The sequence below is a fragment of the Streptomyces boetiae genome, assembly GCF_031845405.1.
Taxonomy (GTDB): Bacteria; Actinomycetota; Actinomycetes; order Streptomycetales; family Streptomycetaceae; genus Streptomyces; species Streptomyces boetiae.
This window is the reverse complement of sequence record NZ_JAVREN010000012.1, coordinates 111,321-128,232: the sequence shown is the minus strand read 5'-3', so window position 1 is coordinate 128,232 and position 16,912 is coordinate 111,321. Positions and strand designations below refer to the sequence as shown.

The following is a 16,912-nucleotide window of genomic DNA, read 5'->3' as shown; positions in this document are numbered from 1 at the left end:
GGGGACTCCTAGATGCTATTCGTGCACCCCAACCCTGCGTCACGTCACAATGCGTCGTGATGTTTCCCTTACCTTGGTTATACGCCTCAAGGGGGGTGTTGTCAATTTGTATAGTGAAAAGCCGCCCCGAAAAGAGTTAGGCGGCCACCATTCCCGGCGCGTCACGCCGCAAGGTCGTTTGTCGTGCGGCGCGGGTTGGTCTGGAATTTTGACAGCAACGCTGACAGCTACGACGCCAAGCAACCAACGTCGTCGGCTGTCCTCTATGAACGCATCTACCTCTATAACGCGCTGTTGCACACCGTCAAATTCCGGCCGGTTTCGGATTTTCATCCTGGCAATCCGGGTTCGATTCCCGGTTTAGTGTTCCACAATTTATTGCGTACGGCGTACAATAAGATCATGAGTAACGCGAAACCCACCAAGGAAGGTAAAAACATCACCGATACCCTAAGATTATCAGGAACCTGGTTCAATCATGATTCAGGTACAGCCAGAACTATTGTTGGCCGAATTTCCATAGAAGAGCTCGTCCGACTATATGACCAACACGGAGAATTCTTATTCGACAAGAACGTACGTGCATTCCTAAAAGAGAGCAATCACGTAAATCAGAACATTAGAAACACCCTTATTAATGACAGAAGCCACGAATTTTTCTATCTAAATAATGGCATCACCATTATTTGCAATAAATTAAGCTACTCGGCAGTAGCAAATGATCCGGTGATTAACCTAGAGGGAGTGCAAATTGTTAATGGAAGTCAAACGACCCATACAGTTCATCTGGCCTTTAAGGACGGGCTAATAAAGAACAAAGAGCATGTCTTTGTATTGGTCAAAATTATACAAACTGAAGATGCGAACCTACTGAATAACATTACTGATGCAATAGCCAAACACGAGACCTAACGATGAGGAGCAGGAGCCAGGTAGCTCTGTTTCACGAGGTCATCATGCCCGTATCTGCCGCGAACCAGTACGAGGACAAAGTCGGCGTGGCCGGAATGTGGGAAGGGTGATTTACGGGTGCGGTGGCCGTAGGCAATCTGCGGCAGGTATCCGTCACCACCGCCACGCCACCCCCGCACACAGCCCGCCATACAGGTCATGGAACTGGGCGGCAGCGACGCCACCCTCCCCAATGGGCACCAGTCGGCCTTCTTCCGGTTCGCCTGGCCGCTCGATGCGGGTCAGCTTGTCGTAGCCCCAGAGCACGGTAGCGGACTGCTGAGGTCAGCCGTGCTATCACGCCACCGGCGGTCGCATCCGTACCCCCGCCCGCTTCAACGCCTTCCACACCGTGCTGCCATCGACGTGTAGCTCCCGGCCGATCTGGTTCGTGCTCAAGCCCTGTTCGTACAGTTCCGTCGCCCTGGCTACTCGTGCCGCGGTCATCTTCGTCGCCGGGCGCTTGGCGACACCCGCACGCTCCAGGTGCCGATCTATCGTGTGGCGGTGGACGCCGTAGCGCTGGGACAGCTCTCGTACGGTTGCTCCGCGCCGGTACGACTCCGTCAGCTCTGTCACCTCGTTCGGCGCCAGGATGCGGTTCTCCTTGACCTGCGTCGCCACGGCCGAATCAGCCTCGGCCGGCGCCACCTGCGATGTTGCCGTCGTGTCGTCGTCAGTCAGTACCTTGAACAGCCGAAGCAACGGTGCACTTGGGTTCGCAAGGGAGTCACGGACGCACCGCATGGCGCTCTCGTGGATGCGATCGGCCTCCTGCGCGACGGCGCGGTGCGACTGAACGCATAGATGCGCTCGGCACCAAACTTGACCAGGTCCAAGACGCCATTGCTGACACCCTTGTTCACGTGGCGGAGCACCACGACATCGTCCATCGTGATCACGAGCAGCGACTACAACGTCTTGAACAACGAACCGCGTAACCGCCTACCGCGCCCGCCCATGCGAATCTCGCATCGTCACCCCTCGCTCCAGCAGTCGGTTGCGCACCGTGCCCACGCTTGCGCCCAACCGGTCTCCAATCCGTGCCAGCGACCAGCCGCTCTCGTAGAGCCGTACTGCTTCGTCGATGGCCTCGGCGGCAAGTCTGCCCATGCGCATCTCGATGCCGTGTCGGTGCAGGATCGTGCTCACGGTCTGACGGCTGACGCCGAACTCGCGGCCCAGTTCGTAGACGGTGGCACCACCCCGGTATCCCGCGATCAGCTTCTGCGTCTGGGCGGCATCGAGGTGCTTCACGCGGCCCGGCTTCGAGCGGGTAGCTGGCTGGCGGACGGGTGCGTCCAGACTGGGCAGCTTGGCAAGCAGCGCCTCTAGTAGCCTGACCTGCATCTTTGTGTTGTAGTAGGTTCGCCGCTGCTCCACAGGTCAGAGGCGGCCTCCCTTCGGGGAGGCGGCCTCTTCTACGTGGCTGAGTGACTAACTGCGTGACTACCGCGCCCGCTCTTGGGCGAAAACGCGGTCTATGGCCACCGCTCCGGTCTGGATCACGGGTCGGATCTGCTTTCGATAGATCCTCTCTGTGGTGGACGTGCTGGCGTGCCCCACCAGCTGGGCGATCTTCTCCACCGGCAGCCCGCCCCGGTCGGACAGCAGCGAGACGAAGCTGGTGCGCAGCTCCCGGGAGGTCCACTCGTGCGGGTTGATTCCCTCGGCCTTGGCGATGGCGCGGCGGAGGCCCGCCGGACGTTCGCCGCGTCCAGCTCGGTGCCTGTGGCGGAGGCGTGCGTCCGGGCCGGGCGGGCGGGACGGCGCGCAGCGCGACGACGTTGCGGGAGACCTTGTCGCGCACCACGGCCCGCTGAACGGCCCGGCTGAGGCAGGAGTGGATCGCCTTCAGCGTGCGGGTGCTCAGCACCTTGGCCTTCGCGGCCGGCCAGGCGTCAGTTCGCGGATGAGGAAACCGGCTGGTACTACAACTATCACCGGCACTACGACCCGGGGACTGCCCGATACGTCACACCCGACCCGCTCGGCCTGGAGCCCGCGCCCAACCCCTACGCCTATCCGCACAACCCCTCGGCCTGGTCGGACCCCCTGGGCCTCAGCGCGGAACTGGTGGATCCCGGCGACATCATTTTCTCCCAGCGCACGATCTCCGCGAATGATTGCGCAGAAGCCATGCGGTCGGGAGCCTGGGACTGGGAGCGGTCGGGGCCGTTGCGGGTCACGGACGAACGCGCCGCATCCCGACTCAACGACGGGCCGGACGTGGGCCCAGCAGTTCCAGCGGCGGTTCAACGACCCGAGAAACAGGAGGGCAGGCGGCGTGGTGCCCGAGGCTGGACTGTCGCAGCGGCCGGTGGTGCAGTGCCCCGGAGGCCGGCGGTGAGTGCCATCGTCTCGCTCTGGGCGGACGGGCAGCTGCCCATCAAGGACGGCCTGTACCTCGCATCGGGGATGTCGGTGGCGGCTGGGCTGGCACCGGACTCCGTGGCCGGCGTGGCGTTTCTGGAACCCTTCGACCTCGACGCCGAGCTTCGTGCTGACCCGGAGTGGGTCACGTCGATCGACGTGACGCGGAGGCTGCCCTCGGCGGAGACGGCGGTAAGGCGACGTTCTGCTCCGCCTCGGGCGTCCGGATCACCGTCGACGTCGAGGCCCCCTGGACGGGCTGAGGGACACCGGCGGACGAACGTGAAACGCGAGCGGCGACAGGCCCCGGGGGAGGCGTCGGCGGCCGAACGCCAGGCTTTCGCATGGCACGCCGGACGCCGTCGGCATCTGCGGAGTTCGCCTTCTTCGATGTGCGCCCCGCTCCGCGGGCGACGCGCGCGCCTTGGCCCCCGGCCCGGCAGCCCGCTGCCTGGCCGGGGGCCGCAACAACTCGGTGCGCGGGTTGAGATGTCTCATGGCCCCTGGCCGCACGTGGAAACGGATGGCGTCTCGTGGCACGGCGTCCAGGTCGGCTCTCCGTCGGGTGACAGTTCCATCCGCCAGTACTGCTCGGGGTCGTCCGGCACCGCCTCGGCGAAGAAGGGCTGGCCGTCGTTCCGGATGGTCACGCTGTCGACGTTCTGTGCGGCGTCCTGGTAGCGGGCCTCGATCTCCCACTCGCAGGACTGGCCCCGCGCCAGGGCTTCCACGCGGAGTCCTCCTGGCTCCAGGCCGCCGCCGAGATCTATCCGCCTGCGGCTGAAGTAGGGCTGTCCCTGGTCGGCTGCGTCGTCGGTGATGAGGAAGGTGGGGTTCTCGCTCGCCAGGTCGACGACCACGCCTGGGTACGTTGCCTCCCCCTGCGGCGGGAACTCCACAACGGTTTCGGCCACCGGGTCCGTGCAGGAGAGGTTGACCGGCCTCATGTCGAGTATGGAGAGCTGGGAGGCGCGGTCCGAGAGAAGGGCCATGGTGAAGGCCGTCGCGCTGGCATCGGCCCAGGGGTTCGTGAACGGGTCGTAGCCGGGCGGCAGTGGGTCCATGGCCACCGGGATGTGGAGGAGGCGTCCTCCCAGCGGGCGGAGAAGATCCCAGACTCGCTGTCCGAACTGCGCGTCGACGGGGATCGCGCGCAAGGTCCCCTGCTCCTCCGGCGTCAGGGGCCGGTCGAGGACGATCGTCCAGTTCCCCGGAACGGATGTGTCGTAGGTGATGGCCGTGGTGAAGGGGGGCTGCCGGCCGTCGAGTTGCCGCTCGATGTCTCGTTCCCTGGCGAGTTGGTGCCCGCTCACCGAGAGGTCGAACAGGTACTGCGCCGCGAGCATTCCGAATAAGGCGATGAGTCCGGCGGCGATGAGCAGCACGCGTGCTCTCGGCGTCCGGGCGCCGGGTGCGAAGCGTTCCCATAACGGCTCCCAATCGGAAGGCGGCGCCCCGGCCCCGGGAGGGTGCGTGGGAGGGGGCGGCGCCTGGCCCGCGGGGGGCGCGCCGGCGGGAGCGGAGGCGGCGGGCGGGCCGGCTTCGGGCTGCGCGCCGTCGCCGCGCGGGGGTGGCTGAGGGGTGTGCCCCGCCGGTGGCTGGGCCGGCTGAGGGGGTAAGGGCGTGCCGCGTTCGGGAGGCGGTGAGGAGGGAGGAGAACTCAACTCCACTGCACCTTTCGGTATCCGGGCCAAGTGCGCGGGCCATCAAGGCTATCGAGTCAGCTGTCGGCCACGGCGGTCTCCTTCCCGCAAGGGATGCTTCCAGGCGTCCGGCAGTACCCGTGCGCGTCTCGTGGGGCCGGTGGGAGGCGAGGAGGTCGGGCGTTGCCCGGGCGAGGTACTGGGCGGCGGCCGGGAAGCGGTAACGGGCGAGCTTGGGGTGTTCGCGCGGATCGGTGACGCCGACGACGCGGAGGAAGGACTGCGCGGCGTCCTGCCAGCGGTGCGCCGCCTCGCGCAGGCGTCACGCTCGACCAGCGGCCCGGGACGGAACGCGAGTTCCTCATCGCGATGTCGGACTACGCCCTGGCCGTCCTCGGCCCCCCGCTCATCGACGCGTTCGAGGCCCGGGCCCCCAGCGCCGAGCTGCGCTTCCGCCACCTCGGCCGCACCACGCGGGACGACGAGGAGGTCCCGCCGCGCGCCGTGGACGGGCTGGTCATGCCCTACGGGGGGCCCTCGCGGAACCTTCCCCACCACGAGCTCTTCCGCGACGAGTGGGTCTGCGTCACCGCCGAGGACAACGACCTGATCGGCCCCGAGCCGAGCACGGAGGAACTTCGCGCGCTGCGCTGGGTGATCGGCTACCACAACCCGCAGAACGGCCCCCCGGTCATAGCGGCGCTCGAAGCGCAGGGCGTCCACCAGAACCGGTACGTCACGGTCGACAGCTTCCACCTGCTGCCCCGCCTGGTCGCCGGCAGCCGTCGCCTCGCGCTCGTCCAGGGGCGGCTGGCCCGGGACCTGGGCCCGGGGACGGGACTGCGCGTCTTCAGGTGCCCCTTCGAACTCGCCCCCCTCATCGAGGCGTTCCGGTGGCACCCCGCCCACACCGACGACCCCGCCCACACCTGGCTGCGCGCCCTGTTCCGCGACACGGTCCGCACCCGCGTGGCCGCCCCGGCGCCCGAGGACGCCTGAGGCGCCGGGAGGCCGGCGTGGCGCCGCGGCGCTCGTGCGGGTCGGCGGCGGTGCTTCGTCGGGGCCGCAACCTCTAGGGCCTGTCTTGCGGATCTTTTCGGATCAGCCCGCGGCGTCTGGCTCCCCCAGGCCCTGGGGGCCTGGGAGGTGCCCCCATGCGCTGGCAAGGCGCCGGATCGCAGCTCGTACTTGGCCGTACTCGCGCGATTCGGCAACGCAGCCAGGCGGGATGCCAGGCGTCGCGGGCCCGGAAAGATCCGGAAGACAGGCCCTAGGTGGCGTGGCGGAGTTCTTCCGCCGTGAGGGAGGGGGCGAGGGCCCGGAGGTCGGTGTCCGGCATCCACCAGGGCTCGGGGGGGAGCGTGCGCCAGTGGTGCTCGTCGGCCAGTTCGTCCAGGGTGCGCAGCAGGCGTTCGACGCGCTCGTCGAGGCCGCACACCGGGTGGGGGTGGGGGGAGGCCCAGAGGACGGAGACGGGGCAGAGGGGGACGGGGGCGTACAGCGGGCGGGCGACGAGTCCCGGGGGCGGGGGTGTCGCCAGGGGCGTGACGGAGGGCAGGCCGTAGGCGAGAACGGCGGAGTGGGCCGCGCCCCGGCCGTGGCCATGGAGCCGGTGGCCGATGTCGAAGCCGAAGCGGGAGAAGAAGCGCTCGTTCCAGTCCGCCCAGTCCTCGGCCTGCGGAGCCGTGTGCAGGAGCAGGGGAGTGGCGGACAGGTCCCGGACGGGCACGCGCTCCAGATCCGCGAGGGGATGGCCGGCCGGGACCGCGATGCCCAGGGGCTCCAGGAAGGCGAGCCGGTGCTGCACGGCGGCCGGGAGCGGGGAGCGGTGCCCGTGGACCCGGCCGAACGCCAGGTCCAGCTCGCCCCGCTGTACCTGGGGGACGCTCGCGGTGAGCCCGTGGTTCTGCATGATCTCGATGGGGATCCCGGGCAGGCGGGTGCGCAGCTCCCGGGCGGCCAGCTCGGAGGTCAGCCCCTCGGCGATCACGTCGATGCGGACGGGCCGGGGGGTGCCGCCGGTCTCGGCCACCAGGTCGGCGGCGTCATCCAGCAGGCGGCGCCCCCGTTCCACGAAGCGGCGCCCGGCGGGGGTCAGGGTGACGGACCTGCGGTCGCGGAGGAAGAGCGTGGCGTCCAGACGGCGTTCCAGCTGCCCGATCTGCGCCGACAGGGTCTGCTGGGCGATGAAGAGTCTGGCCGCCGCGCGGCCGAAGTGGAGTTCCTCCGACAGGACGACGGCATACCGGACGAGGCGCAGGTCCAGCGGGCTGTGGCGGTGGTCCGCCGTCTGGTGGTCTGCCGTCATCGGTGGTGCTCCCCGAGGTCACGCCAGGCCGAAGAGGCGCTGGGCGTTCCGGTGAAGGATCTTTTCCCGGTCCCGCTGGGAGAATACCGGCATTCTTTCCGCGAAGGCCACTGCCTCGGCGTAGGACTCGTACGGGTGATCACTGCCGAAAAGCATGCGGTCGGCTCCCACGGCCTGGAGGCAGGTGAGGAACGCGGGCCCGAAGAATTGGCCGCTGCAGTTGTACCAGAAATTATCGGCCAGGTATTCGCTGGGTTTCCGCTGGAGTTTCGGGTGGCCGGCGAGGTAGGACTTGACGTAGGGGAAGTCGAGCCGGTACATCCAGAACGGCAGCGCCTCGCCGCAGTGGCCGAGCATGATCTGGAGGCGGGGAAAGGCGTCGAAAACGCCCGCGAATATCATGCGGCTGACCTGGACGGCCACCTCGTGGCCGAAGCCGAGGCCCGGTCCGGGCAGGGTCCAGCCGTATCCGAGGTACGGCTCCAGCATCGCGCCCAGCGGCAGCGTCGGGTGGATGTTGACCGGCACGCCGAGGGCCTCGGCGGCCTCGAAGACGGGCCGGCAGGCCGGGTCGTCGAGGTAGCGGTCCCCGACGTGCGAGTGGATGTTGGCGCCGCGGAACCCGAGCTCGTTGACGCAGCGCTCCAGCTCACGCGCCGACTCCTCGCCCGCGAGGGGCGCCAGGGTGGCGAGCCCGATCAGGCGTCCCGGGTGCCGGGCGAGCGCCGCCCCGAGAGCGTCGTTGGCCAGGCGCGCCTGGGCGAGGCCCTCCTTGGCCGGCAGGCCCTCGGTGCCCGGGGCGGTGAGGGAGACGACCTGGGCGCCGATGCCGTGCTCGTCCATGAGCGCGATGCGCGCGTCCCCCAGCTCCAGGAGCTGACGCTCGATCAGGTCAGGGAAGGTGGCAACGACCCGCGGCGCGGTGGGCTCGAAGTACGTGTGCCGCAGGGCGCCGTCCACCTCCTGCCGGGGCGGCGTGTCGCGGCCCCGCAGCAGGTCCAGGAACCCCTGGGTGAGGTAGTGGGTCTCGCAGTCGACCATTCCTGTCACAGCATTGCTCCCAGAACTTTCGGCGGGTTTCGTGACGGTGTAGAGGTGTACCGTCCGGATTTCCGGGAGTCAATAAGGCGGGCGAGTCATTCTCCGCCGGATATCCCGCGACAGCGAACGGCTGTGAATCGACAGCGAGGAACTGTTGGATTTCTCCCCGGCGCGGCGTTCTCATGAAAGCGCGCCCCACGGCGGAGTGGTGGCGAACAGCGCCGAGAGGAGCGATGCGCCATGAAGGTGGCCGCGGACAGGGACGCGTGCATGGGAGCCGGCGTGTGCGTCGGCTTCGCGCCCGATCTCTTCGACCTGGGTGAGGACGGACGCGTCCGGGTGCTGAACGGGGAGGTCTCCGGGGAACTCCGCGATCAGGCCGACGAGGCCGTCCGGGTCTGCCCCGCCTCCGCCCTGTCCCTCACCGACTGAACCCCGCAGTCGCTCAATCCCGCCTGGAGGTACGCCGATGCCCGGCATCACGCACCGCTCGTCCCGGAAGCCGCTGGTCAAGCCGGCCTTCCTGTCCCACGGCACGCTGGAGATCACCGACGTGGCCGCCTCCCGCCGCTTCTACGAGGAGGTGCTGGGTCTGGAGGTCGTGCAGCCCATGGAGGCCGGGCTGTACATCCGGCTCGGAGGGGACCACACCTACGTGTGCGTGGAGGCCAAGCCGGACCGGCCGGACATGCCGCTGCTCTGCCACAACGGCCTGGACGTGGGCAGCGAGGCGGAGGTGGACGAGGCCCACCGGGCCATCGAGTCGGTCGCCGCCGAGTACGGGGTCCGCCGGCTGACCAGGCCGGCCCGGCAGCACGGCGCCTACTCCTTCTACCTCCTGGACCTGGACGGGAACTGGTGGGAGATCGGCCACCTGCCGCCCGGCGGGTACCGGTTCCGTTTCGAGGACCCGGCCAACGACCTGACCGGGCGGGAGGGCCTGAGCGCCGACGAGATCCGGCACGTCTTCCAGAACCCCACGATCAGCTCGGGCGACTGAGCCTCCCGCCCCCGACCCTGGATGTGCCCGTGCCTGCATTCGGCTTCGCAACCCTGCGATGGCAGGGATACCACCCCCTGGCGGTCATGGCGGGGGAAGAGATCTTCCCCCTGGCCGACCTCCTGCCGCCCGCGCACCGTCCCGCCCCTCTGCCGGACGGCTTCCGGGGACTCCTGCCCGCCTGGGACCAGTGGGTCGACGCGGTGGAGAAGGCGCTGGCCGGGCAGGCGCCCTGCGCCCCCGTCCCCCCGGCCGCGATCGGCGCGTTCCTCCCCCCGCTCACCGATCCGTCCGCCGTCTACGGCGCCGCGGCCAACTACAGCGACCACGTCGCCGAGATGGGCGCCCAGGCGCCGGACCCGGCGGACGGCCCGCCGTTCCACTTCCTCCTGCCGCCCGCCTCCCTCGTGGGCCACGGCCGGCCCGTGCCCCGCCCCCGCGGAGTGCGCCGGCTGGACTGGGAGGTGGAGCTGGCCGCCGTGATCGGACGGGAAACGGACGGCATCGCCCCCGAGCGGGCCCTGGAGCAGGTGGCCGGCTACACCGTCGCCAACGACCTCTCTTGCCGGGACGAGGAGTTCCGCTCCCCCCTGTTCGGCATGGACTGGCTGCGGCACAAGGGGTGGCGCGGGCTGACCCCCCTCGGCCCGTGTGTCGTTCCCGCCCGTTTCGTGCCCGACCCCTCCGCGCTCCGCCTGCGCCTCAGCGTGAACGGCGTGACCCGCCAGGACAGCCACACCGGCCTGATGATCCACTCCGTCGCCCAGCAGATCTCCGCCCTCAGCGCCCTGGCTCCGCTCAGGCCGGGGGACCTGCTGCTCACGGGGACGCCGGCCGGGACCGCGACCGCCCACCAGGGGCGTTACCTAAAACCCGGCGACCGCGTCGTCGCCGCCATCGACGGCGTCGGCCGCCTGGAGAACCGCATCACCTGAGCCGCGGGACCGGGCAGCCCCCGGGCCGTGCCCCCGCAGACCGGCCCGCCCAGGCTTCCCGGCAACGCCCGTGCGTGCCGTGTCTGCGGGGAGAACGCTGTCGCCCCTTCCGCCCGCGCCGCTGCCGGCGGTCACCCCTTGGAGGTTCCCGTGGTTCCCGTGACAGACGTGGTTCCCGATTTTGATGTCGTGCAGGTCGGTTTCGGCCCGGTGGGGCAGGTGAGTGCGGCGCTGCTGGGGCAGCGGGGGCACTCGGTGGGGGTCTTCGAGCGGTGGCCGTCCGTCTATCCGCTGCCGCGGGCGGGGCATGTGGATCACGAGATCATGCGGATCTTCCAGGGCCTGGGCGCGGCGGAGGAGTTCGAGCGGCGGGCGATCCCGGTCCCGAGCTACGACTGGTTCAACGGCGAGGGCAAGCTGCTGCTGCACATGGACTGGGACGCGCCCACCCCCTCGGGGTGGAAGTCGGACTACCTGATGTACCAGCCGCACATGGAGGACGCGCTGATGGCCGCGGTGGCCCGGCAGCCGGGCGTGGCCGTGCACCACGGCTGGCAGGCCGTCGCCGTCGTCCAGCGCGAGGACCACGTGGCCGTGACCCTCCGGGAGGGCCGTAAGCAGGGGGCCGAATGGGTGGCGACGGGGCGGGAGCGGACGGTGACCGCGCGGTACGTCATCGGCGCGGACGGGGCGGGGTCGTTCACCCGCTCGGCGGTGGGCATCGGCTGGGAGGACTTCGGGTTCGCGGAGGACTGGCTGGTGCTGGACGTGCGTCCGCACGACCCGGACCTGGCGATCGACATGCCGGAGGCCGGGCAGATCTGCGACCCCGCGCGGCCGGTCTCCCCGTTCCGCTGGCTGGGGCGGGAGCACGCCCGCTGGGAGTTCATGCTGCTGCCCGGGGAGAGGGCGGAGGAGATGACCACCCCGGCGAAGGCGTGGGAGCTGCTGGCCCGCTGGGGTGTCACGCCGCAGAACGCCGACGTCATCCGCAGCACCGTCTACACCTTCCGCTCGCTGCTGGCCCCCTCCTTCCGCGAGGGGCGGGTGCTGCTGATCGGGGACGCCGCCCACCTGATGCCGCCCTTCCTGGGGCAGGGCATGTGTTCCGGCGTGCGGGACGCGGCGAACCTGGCCTGGAAGCTGGACCTCGTGCTGCGCGGCCGGGCCCCCGACACCCTGCTGGACACCTATACCGAGGAGCGCCGTCCGCACGTGGAGAAGATCATCCGCACGGCGATCGAGCTGGGCAAGGTCGTGTGCATCACCGACCCGCAGGCCGCCGCCGCCCGCGACGAGGCGTTCCTGTCCGGGCAGGTTCCCCCGCCCCCGCCGTTCCCCTGGCTGGAGAGCGGCGTCCTGCAGGGCGGCCGGAGCACCGGGGCGGTCGGGCGCCTGGGTGTGCAGGGGCGCGTCGCCCGGGGCGGGCGGACCGGCCGCGCCGACGACGTCCTGGGCGGCGGCTGGTCGCTGCTCTCCCGCCGGGCCGGAGCCCTGGCCGCCCTGGACCAGGAGCGCCGCGGCTTCCTGGCCGCCCTGGGGGTGCGGGCCACCCACTTGAGTCCCGCGCCCCTGGAGACCGGCGAGTCGGCCGTGGACCTGGACCTCACCTACAGCGGCTGGTTCGAGGCCATCGGCGCCGAAGTGGTCCTGGTGCGCCCGGACTTCACCGTCTTCGGCACCGCCGTGGCCCTGGACGGGCTGCCCGCCCTGGTGGACGAGCTGCGGGCGAGGATCAGCGGGATGCCCGCGTGAACGACGCTCCCGAGCCGTCGTGGCGCAAGGCGGCCGAGGCCCATAAACGGGCGATGCCGATGCAGCGCCTGCTGGGCAACGGCCTGGACCACGCGGACGCCACGGCCCTGTACGCCGCGGTCGACGCCGGCACCCCCTGGCCCGAGGCCGCCTCGGCCCTGGGGGAGGCCAACGCCCGGCGCGGGCGCGCGGCCCTGGCCGCGGGCCACCGGCACTCCGCGCTGGGCTGGCTGCGCCGCGCCTCCGCCTGCTACCGCTTCGGCCAGGTCCCGCTCGGCGACGCCGACCCGCGCAAACGCGCCATGTACCGGGAGCTGATCGACGCCTACGCCGCCGCGGGCGCCCTCCTGGACCCCCCGCTGGAGCACGTCACCCTCCCGCACCGCACGGGCACCATGTCCGCCTGGCTGCACCGCCCCGCGGGCGTGACCCGGCCGCCGACCGTGCTGCTCTTCGGCGGCTTCGACGGCTGGCGCGAGGAGTACGACACCGCCGCCCGCGAACTCGTCGCCCGCGGCATGGCCGTTCTCCTCCTGGACGGCCCCGGCCAGGGCGAGACCCGCCTCTTCGGCCGGCTGCACATGGACGCCCACGACCCCGACGACGTGTGCGCCGCCCTGAGCGCCTTCGTCACCCACGCCCGCGAGCACCCCCTCCTGGGCGAGAAGGTCGGGATCTGGGGCAACAGCTTCGGCGGCTACCTCGCCGCCCGCACCGCCGCCCGCGACCCCCGCATCGCCGCCGCCTGCGTCAACGGCGGCACCGACCGCCCCGCCGAGATCCTCGACCGCTACCCCCGCTTCGCCGCCAAGGTCCAGCTCCTCTACGGCACCGACGACCCCGGCCCGGCCGTCGAGGCCCTGCGACGACTCCGCCTCACCCCCGCCCTCCTCACCCACCTCACCTGCCCCCTCCTCGTCCTCCACGGCACCCCCGACCGGATCTTCCTCATCGACAGCGCCCGCCGCCTCCACGACCACGCCCGCTCCCCCGATCGCACCTTCCTCGAATGGCCCGACGGCGACCACTGCCTCTACAACCACACCTACGAGAAACACACCGCCGTCGGCGACTGGTTCGCCGAGCACCTCACCCCGGGAGGATGAACCGCGCGGGCGCGTCCCGCCGCGTCGCTGTTCCCGCCGCCGCGCGTTGTACCACGCTGCTGCGAGCGCCCGAGGGGAACGCCGCGACCGTGGGACGCCCCCGGCCCGTCCCGCCGGAGGGCAGGGCGCGACCCGGACAGCGGAGGGCGCCGATGAGCAGGACGCAGGAGCCAGGGCCACGGCGGCGGGCCGCGGCGGCACGGGCCCCCGGACCCGCCGGGGACGCGCCGGAGGGCGCCGCCGCCCCGTGCCCGGTGGACCGGGCCCTGCGGGAGATCGGCGACGGCCTCCTGCTGACGGACGGCGCGGGGCGGATCGTTTTCGCCAACCCGGCGGCCGGGCGGCTCCTGGACCCCGGGGCCGCCGCCCTGACCGGGCGGTCGCTGGGCGGGCTGCCCCGGCTCAGGGCCGTCCCCGGCCTGGAGGAGCGCTGCCGCCGGGTGGCGTCCGGCGGCCGGCCCACGGGCTTCGACACCGCCTGGCCGGGCACCGACCTGTGGTACCACGTGCGCCTGGTCCCGGCCGCGGACGGGGGCCTGCTGATGTACCTCAGCGAGGTCCCCGACGGCTTCACCCACGGGGCGGGGCGGCCGACCGCCGCCGAACGCGCCCAGCTCACCGGGAAGCTGACCCGCCAATTGGCCGAGGCCGTCAGCACGGAAGACGTGGTGAAGGCGCTGACCGGCAGCGTGATGCCCGCCTTCGGCGCCACGGGCCTGAACCTCCTGCACCTGCGGGGAGGGCGGCTGGAGGTCGTCGGCATCGCCGGTTACCCGGCCGCCTTCCGCGAGCGCATGCACGGCCTGCCCCTCGCCGCCCGGACCCCGGTGACCGAGGCCCTGCGCGCCCGGACCCCGCAGTTCCTCGAATCCCGCCGGGCCGCTGTCGGCCGTTTCCCGGAGGCGGCCGAGCTGACCGCCGCGAGCGGCAAGCAGGCGTGGGCGTTCCTCCCGCTGACCGTCTCCGGACGGGCGATCGGCACCGCGGTCATCTCCTTCGACCGGCCCCGGCGCTTCCCGGACGACGAGCGCGGCCTGCTCAACGCGCTCAGCGGGCTGGTCGCCCAGGCCCTCGAACGCGCCCGCCTCTACGACGAGGCCGCCTCCCGCGCCCGCCACCTGCAACGCGCGCTCCTGCCCAGGACGTTGCCCGACCTGCCGGTGATCACGGCGGCGGCCCGCTTCCTGCCCGCCGGAGCCGCCACCGAGGTCGGCGGCGACTGGTACGACGTCATCCGGCAGTCCGCCGGGCGGGTGGCCCTCGTCGCCGGGGACGTCATGGGCCACGGCATGGCCGAGGCCGCCACCATGGGGCGGCTGCGCACCGCCATGCGCACCCTCTCCAGCCTGGAGCTGCCGCCCGACGAGCTCCTGGCCCACCTCAACGACCTCATCCGCGACCTGAGCGAGGAGTGGTTCGCCACCTGCCTCTACGGCGTCTACGACCCCGTCACCCGCACCTTCGCCTACGCCAACGCCGGGCACCCCCCGCCGGCCCACGTCCGCCCCGACGCGACCGTCACCTTCCCGGACGAGCCGGTGGACCCTCCCCTCGGCGCGGCCTCCCCGCCCTTCCACATGACCACCCTCGACGTGCCCGAGGGCTCCCTGCTGGTCCTCTACACCGACGGACTGGTCGAATCCCCCCGCCGCGACATCGGCGAGGGCATGGAACGCCTCGCCCACCTCCTGCGGACCCGGCCCGCCGACGACCTCGACGCCCTGTGCGACACCCTCGCGGCCGACCTCCTCCCCGCGGACCAGCCCCCCGACGACGACGCCGCCCTCCTCGTCGTCCGCCCCCGCCCGCTGGCCCCCCGGGACATCGCGGCCTGGCCGCTCCCCGAGGACCCGCGCGCCGCGCGCGAGGCCCGTGGCCGCGTGCGGGAGCAACTGGCGGCCTGGGAGCTGGGCGAGGAACTGACGATGACCACCGAACTGATCGTCAGCGAACTGGTCGGCAACGTCATCCGCCACGCTTCGGGCCCCCTCGGGCTGCGCCTCCTGCGCAGCGGCAGCCTCATCTGCGAGGTCTCCGACGGCTCCCTGACCACCCCGCACATCCGCCACCCCTCCCTCACCGACGAGGGCGGGCGCGGCCTGCACCTCGTCGCCGCCCTGGCCCACCGCTGGGGCACCCGCCACACCGAGCACGGCAAGACCATCTGGACGGAACAGCCCCTCGCCCCCTGAGCCGGAGGAACGGCCGGAGCCGCCCGCCCGGCGCGCTGCCCAGGGCTGACAGGCGGTGCCTGTCGCCCCACAGGAAACCGGTGTTGGACGGCGGGCGAGGCCCGGGTCTGCAATGTGAGGCATCCCACAGGGCAGCGTCGCCCGACGACGCCGCCCGTCCCCAGTACCACGTCCGGGAGGCGGAGCCGCATGCAGAGCCGAACACACCAGGGCCTCGCGCGCCACCGAGGTGCGAACGCGAGGCGCGCGCCTCGCCCCGCCGCGATTCCCGAGAGGGGCTGAGCCGCCGTGGCCGAGGCCGAGAAGATGCGGCGCATCGCCGTGGTGGGCGCCTCCCTGGCGGGAACGAGGGCGGCGGAGGCGCTGCGGCGCCGGGGGTTCGACGGCGAGCTGACCCTGATCGGGGCCGAGCCGGTGCCCGCCTACCAGCGCCCGGCGCTCTCCAAGCGGTACCTGCTCGGCGACGCGGACGCCGAGGACATCGCCCTGCCCTCCCCACGGGACGACATGGGCATACGCCTGCGGCTGGCCACCCGGGCGGTCCGCCTGGACCTCGCCGAACGCCGCCTGTGGCTGGCATCCGGCCGACGGGCCGAGCCGGAGCCCCTGCCCTACGACGGGCTGGTCATCGCCTGCGGCACGACGGCCCGCACGCTGCCCGGCAAGCTGCCCGAGGGCGTTCACACCCTGCGCACCGAGGCCGATGCCCGCGCCCTCAGGGCGGACCTGCGCAGGGGTACGCCCCGGGTGGCCGTGGTCGGCGGCGGGCTCGTCGGCCAGGAGGTCGCGGCCACCGCCCGCAAGCTCGGGCACGAGGTCACGCTGATCGACCCCCTCCCCGCCCCCGGGGTGCGCGCGCTCGGGCTGCCCGTTGCCCGGATGCTGGCCGCCCTGCACGCCGAGCACGGCACGCGGCTGCGGCTGGGCGTCGGGGTCGCGGCCGTCGAGGGGGAACCTCGCATCACCGGCGTGCGGCTGACGGACGGCTCGGTCGTCGTCGCCGACGTGGTCGTCGTCGCCATCGGCGTCCTGCCGGCCACGCAGTGGCTGGAGGGCTCCGGGCTCACCCTGGAGAACGGGCTGTGCTGTTCCCCGAACCTCGCGGTCCTGGGCGCCGGGTCCATCACCGCGGCCGGGGACGTCGCCCGTTGGCACGACCCCGGCTCCGGCCGTTCGCTCCGCGTGGAGCACTGGGAGAACGCCCTGCGGCAGGCGGAGGTCGCGGCCCGCACCCTCCTGGAGGGCCCCGATGCTCCGGCCTTCGACGAGGTGCCGATGTTCTGGACCAGCCTCTACGGCCTCGGCCTCCAGGTCCTCGGCCACCCGGGGCAGGAGGACACCCTGCACGTCGTCGAGGGCGACCTGGCCGCCCGCCGCTGCATCGCCGTCTACCGCGACGGTTCGCGGGTGACAGGCGTGGTCCTCGTCAACGCCCCCCACCGGCTCCGCGACTACCGCGCCGCCCTCAGGAACGGGACTCCCCAGCCCGCCGCCTGAGGCCCACTCCCCGGCGCCCGACCAACTCCTTCTCTCCCGTCCCCGACGCGCGCACCCGCGCGCCCTGCCGCCCCCATCCCCAGGGGGCGGCCCGCACCGAAAGTGAGCACC

At 71.5% G+C, this 16,912-nt stretch carries 13 protein-coding genes and 3 pseudogenes; 10 read left to right on the top strand and 6 right to left on the bottom strand.

Annotation, left to right across the window (positions count from 1 at the left end):
- Window positions 1–183 precede the first annotated feature (183 nt).
- Window positions 184–912, top strand: a complete 729-nt coding sequence (locus tag RM780_RS11360; protein WP_311630505.1) for an AIPR family protein — start codon at window positions 184–186, stop codon at window positions 910–912.
- 336 nt (window positions 913–1,248) lie between these two features.
- Here the strand turns inward: RM780_RS11360 and RM780_RS11355 are convergent, their stop codons facing one another.
- The 3 genes and pseudogenes from RM780_RS11355 to RM780_RS27960 all read right to left on the bottom strand — a co-directional run.
- Window positions 1,249–1,656: a helix-turn-helix domain-containing protein gene (locus RM780_RS11355; RefSeq protein WP_311630504.1), complete on the bottom strand. Its 408-nt coding sequence runs from the start codon at window positions 1,654–1,656 to the stop codon at window positions 1,249–1,251.
- Window positions 1,657–1,896: 240 nt separating this feature from the next.
- Window positions 1,897–2,334, bottom strand: coding sequence for a hypothetical protein (locus tag RM780_RS11350; protein WP_311630503.1), 438 nt, complete (start codon window positions 2,332–2,334; stop codon window positions 1,897–1,899).
- A 66-nt stretch (window positions 2,335–2,400) separates the two neighbouring features.
- Window positions 2,401–2,854: pseudogene (locus RM780_RS27960) on the bottom strand (tyrosine-type recombinase/integrase); the annotation flags it as partial.
- Between RM780_RS27960 and RM780_RS27830 the strand changes: the two are divergent.
- A pseudogene (locus RM780_RS27830) lies at window positions 2,854–3,018 on the top strand (RHS repeat-associated core domain-containing protein); the annotation flags it as partial. The pseudogenes RM780_RS27960 and RM780_RS27830 sit on opposite strands and share 1 nt — an antisense overlap.
- 800 nt (window positions 3,019–3,818) lie before the next feature.
- Here the strand turns inward: RM780_RS27830 and RM780_RS11345 are convergent.
- Window positions 3,819–4,670, bottom strand: a complete 852-nt coding sequence (locus tag RM780_RS11345; protein WP_311630502.1) for a hypothetical protein — start codon at window positions 4,668–4,670, stop codon at window positions 3,819–3,821.
- A 657-nt stretch (window positions 4,671–5,327) separates the two neighbouring features.
- Between RM780_RS11345 and RM780_RS11340 the strand changes: the two are divergent.
- Window positions 5,328–5,966: pseudogene (locus tag RM780_RS11340) on the top strand (LysR substrate-binding domain-containing protein); the annotation flags it as partial.
- A gap of 271 nt (window positions 5,967–6,237) precedes the next feature.
- Here RM780_RS11340 and RM780_RS11335 read toward each other — a convergent pair.
- Together RM780_RS11335 and RM780_RS11330 are read right to left on the bottom strand one after the other, a co-directional pair.
- Window positions 6,238–7,275: a LysR family transcriptional regulator gene (locus RM780_RS11335; protein ID WP_311630500.1), complete on the bottom strand. Its 1,038-nt coding sequence runs from the start codon at window positions 7,273–7,275 to the stop codon at window positions 6,238–6,240.
- Window positions 7,276–7,293: 18 nt separating this feature from the next.
- Window positions 7,294–8,316, bottom strand: a complete 1,023-nt coding sequence (locus RM780_RS11330; RefSeq protein ID WP_311630512.1) for an amidohydrolase family protein — start codon at window positions 8,314–8,316, stop codon at window positions 7,294–7,296.
- 240 nt (window positions 8,317–8,556) lie between these two features.
- Here RM780_RS11330 and RM780_RS11325 point away from each other — a divergent pair, with 240 nt between their 5' ends.
- The 7 genes from RM780_RS11325 to RM780_RS11295 all read left to right on the top strand — a co-directional run bounded on the left by RM780_RS11325 (window position 8,557) and on the right by RM780_RS11295 (window position 16,801).
- Window positions 8,557–8,748 carry a ferredoxin gene (locus RM780_RS11325; protein WP_311630498.1) on the top strand — a complete coding sequence of 64 codons (192 nt, stop codon included), beginning with the start codon at window positions 8,557–8,559 and terminating at the stop codon, window positions 8,746–8,748.
- Between the two features lie 37 nt (window positions 8,749–8,785).
- Window positions 8,786–9,316, top strand: a complete 531-nt coding sequence (locus tag RM780_RS11320; RefSeq protein WP_311630497.1) for a VOC family protein — start codon at window positions 8,786–8,788, stop codon at window positions 9,314–9,316.
- Between the two features lie 86 nt (window positions 9,317–9,402).
- Window positions 9,403–10,251, top strand: a complete 849-nt coding sequence (locus tag RM780_RS11315) for a fumarylacetoacetate hydrolase family protein (protein WP_311630496.1) — start codon at window positions 9,403–9,405, stop codon at window positions 10,249–10,251.
- A gap of 159 nt (window positions 10,252–10,410) precedes the next feature.
- Window positions 10,411–12,006: a bifunctional 3-(3-hydroxy-phenyl)propionate/3-hydroxycinnamic acid hydroxylase MhpA gene (gene mhpA / locus RM780_RS11310; protein ID WP_311630495.1), complete on the top strand. Its 1,596-nt coding sequence runs from the start codon at window positions 10,411–10,413 to the stop codon at window positions 12,004–12,006.
- A complete protein-coding gene (locus RM780_RS11305) occupies window positions 12,003–13,112 on the top strand; it encodes an alpha/beta hydrolase family protein (RefSeq protein WP_311630494.1) in 1,110 nt (369 codons plus the stop codon). Before mhpA ends, RM780_RS11305 begins: the two co-directional genes overlap by 4 nt.
- A gap of 152 nt (window positions 13,113–13,264) precedes the next feature.
- Window positions 13,265–15,304 carry an ATP-binding SpoIIE family protein phosphatase gene (locus RM780_RS11300; RefSeq protein ID WP_311630493.1) on the top strand — a complete coding sequence of 680 codons (2,040 nt, stop codon included), beginning with the start codon at window positions 13,265–13,267 and terminating at the stop codon, window positions 15,302–15,304.
- Between the two features lie 288 nt (window positions 15,305–15,592).
- Window positions 15,593–16,801 (top strand): NAD(P)/FAD-dependent oxidoreductase, encoded by a 1,209-nt coding sequence (locus RM780_RS11295; protein WP_311630492.1) that lies wholly within the window; start codon window positions 15,593–15,595, stop codon window positions 16,799–16,801.
- The last annotated feature ends 111 nt before the right edge of the window (window positions 16,802–16,912 follow it).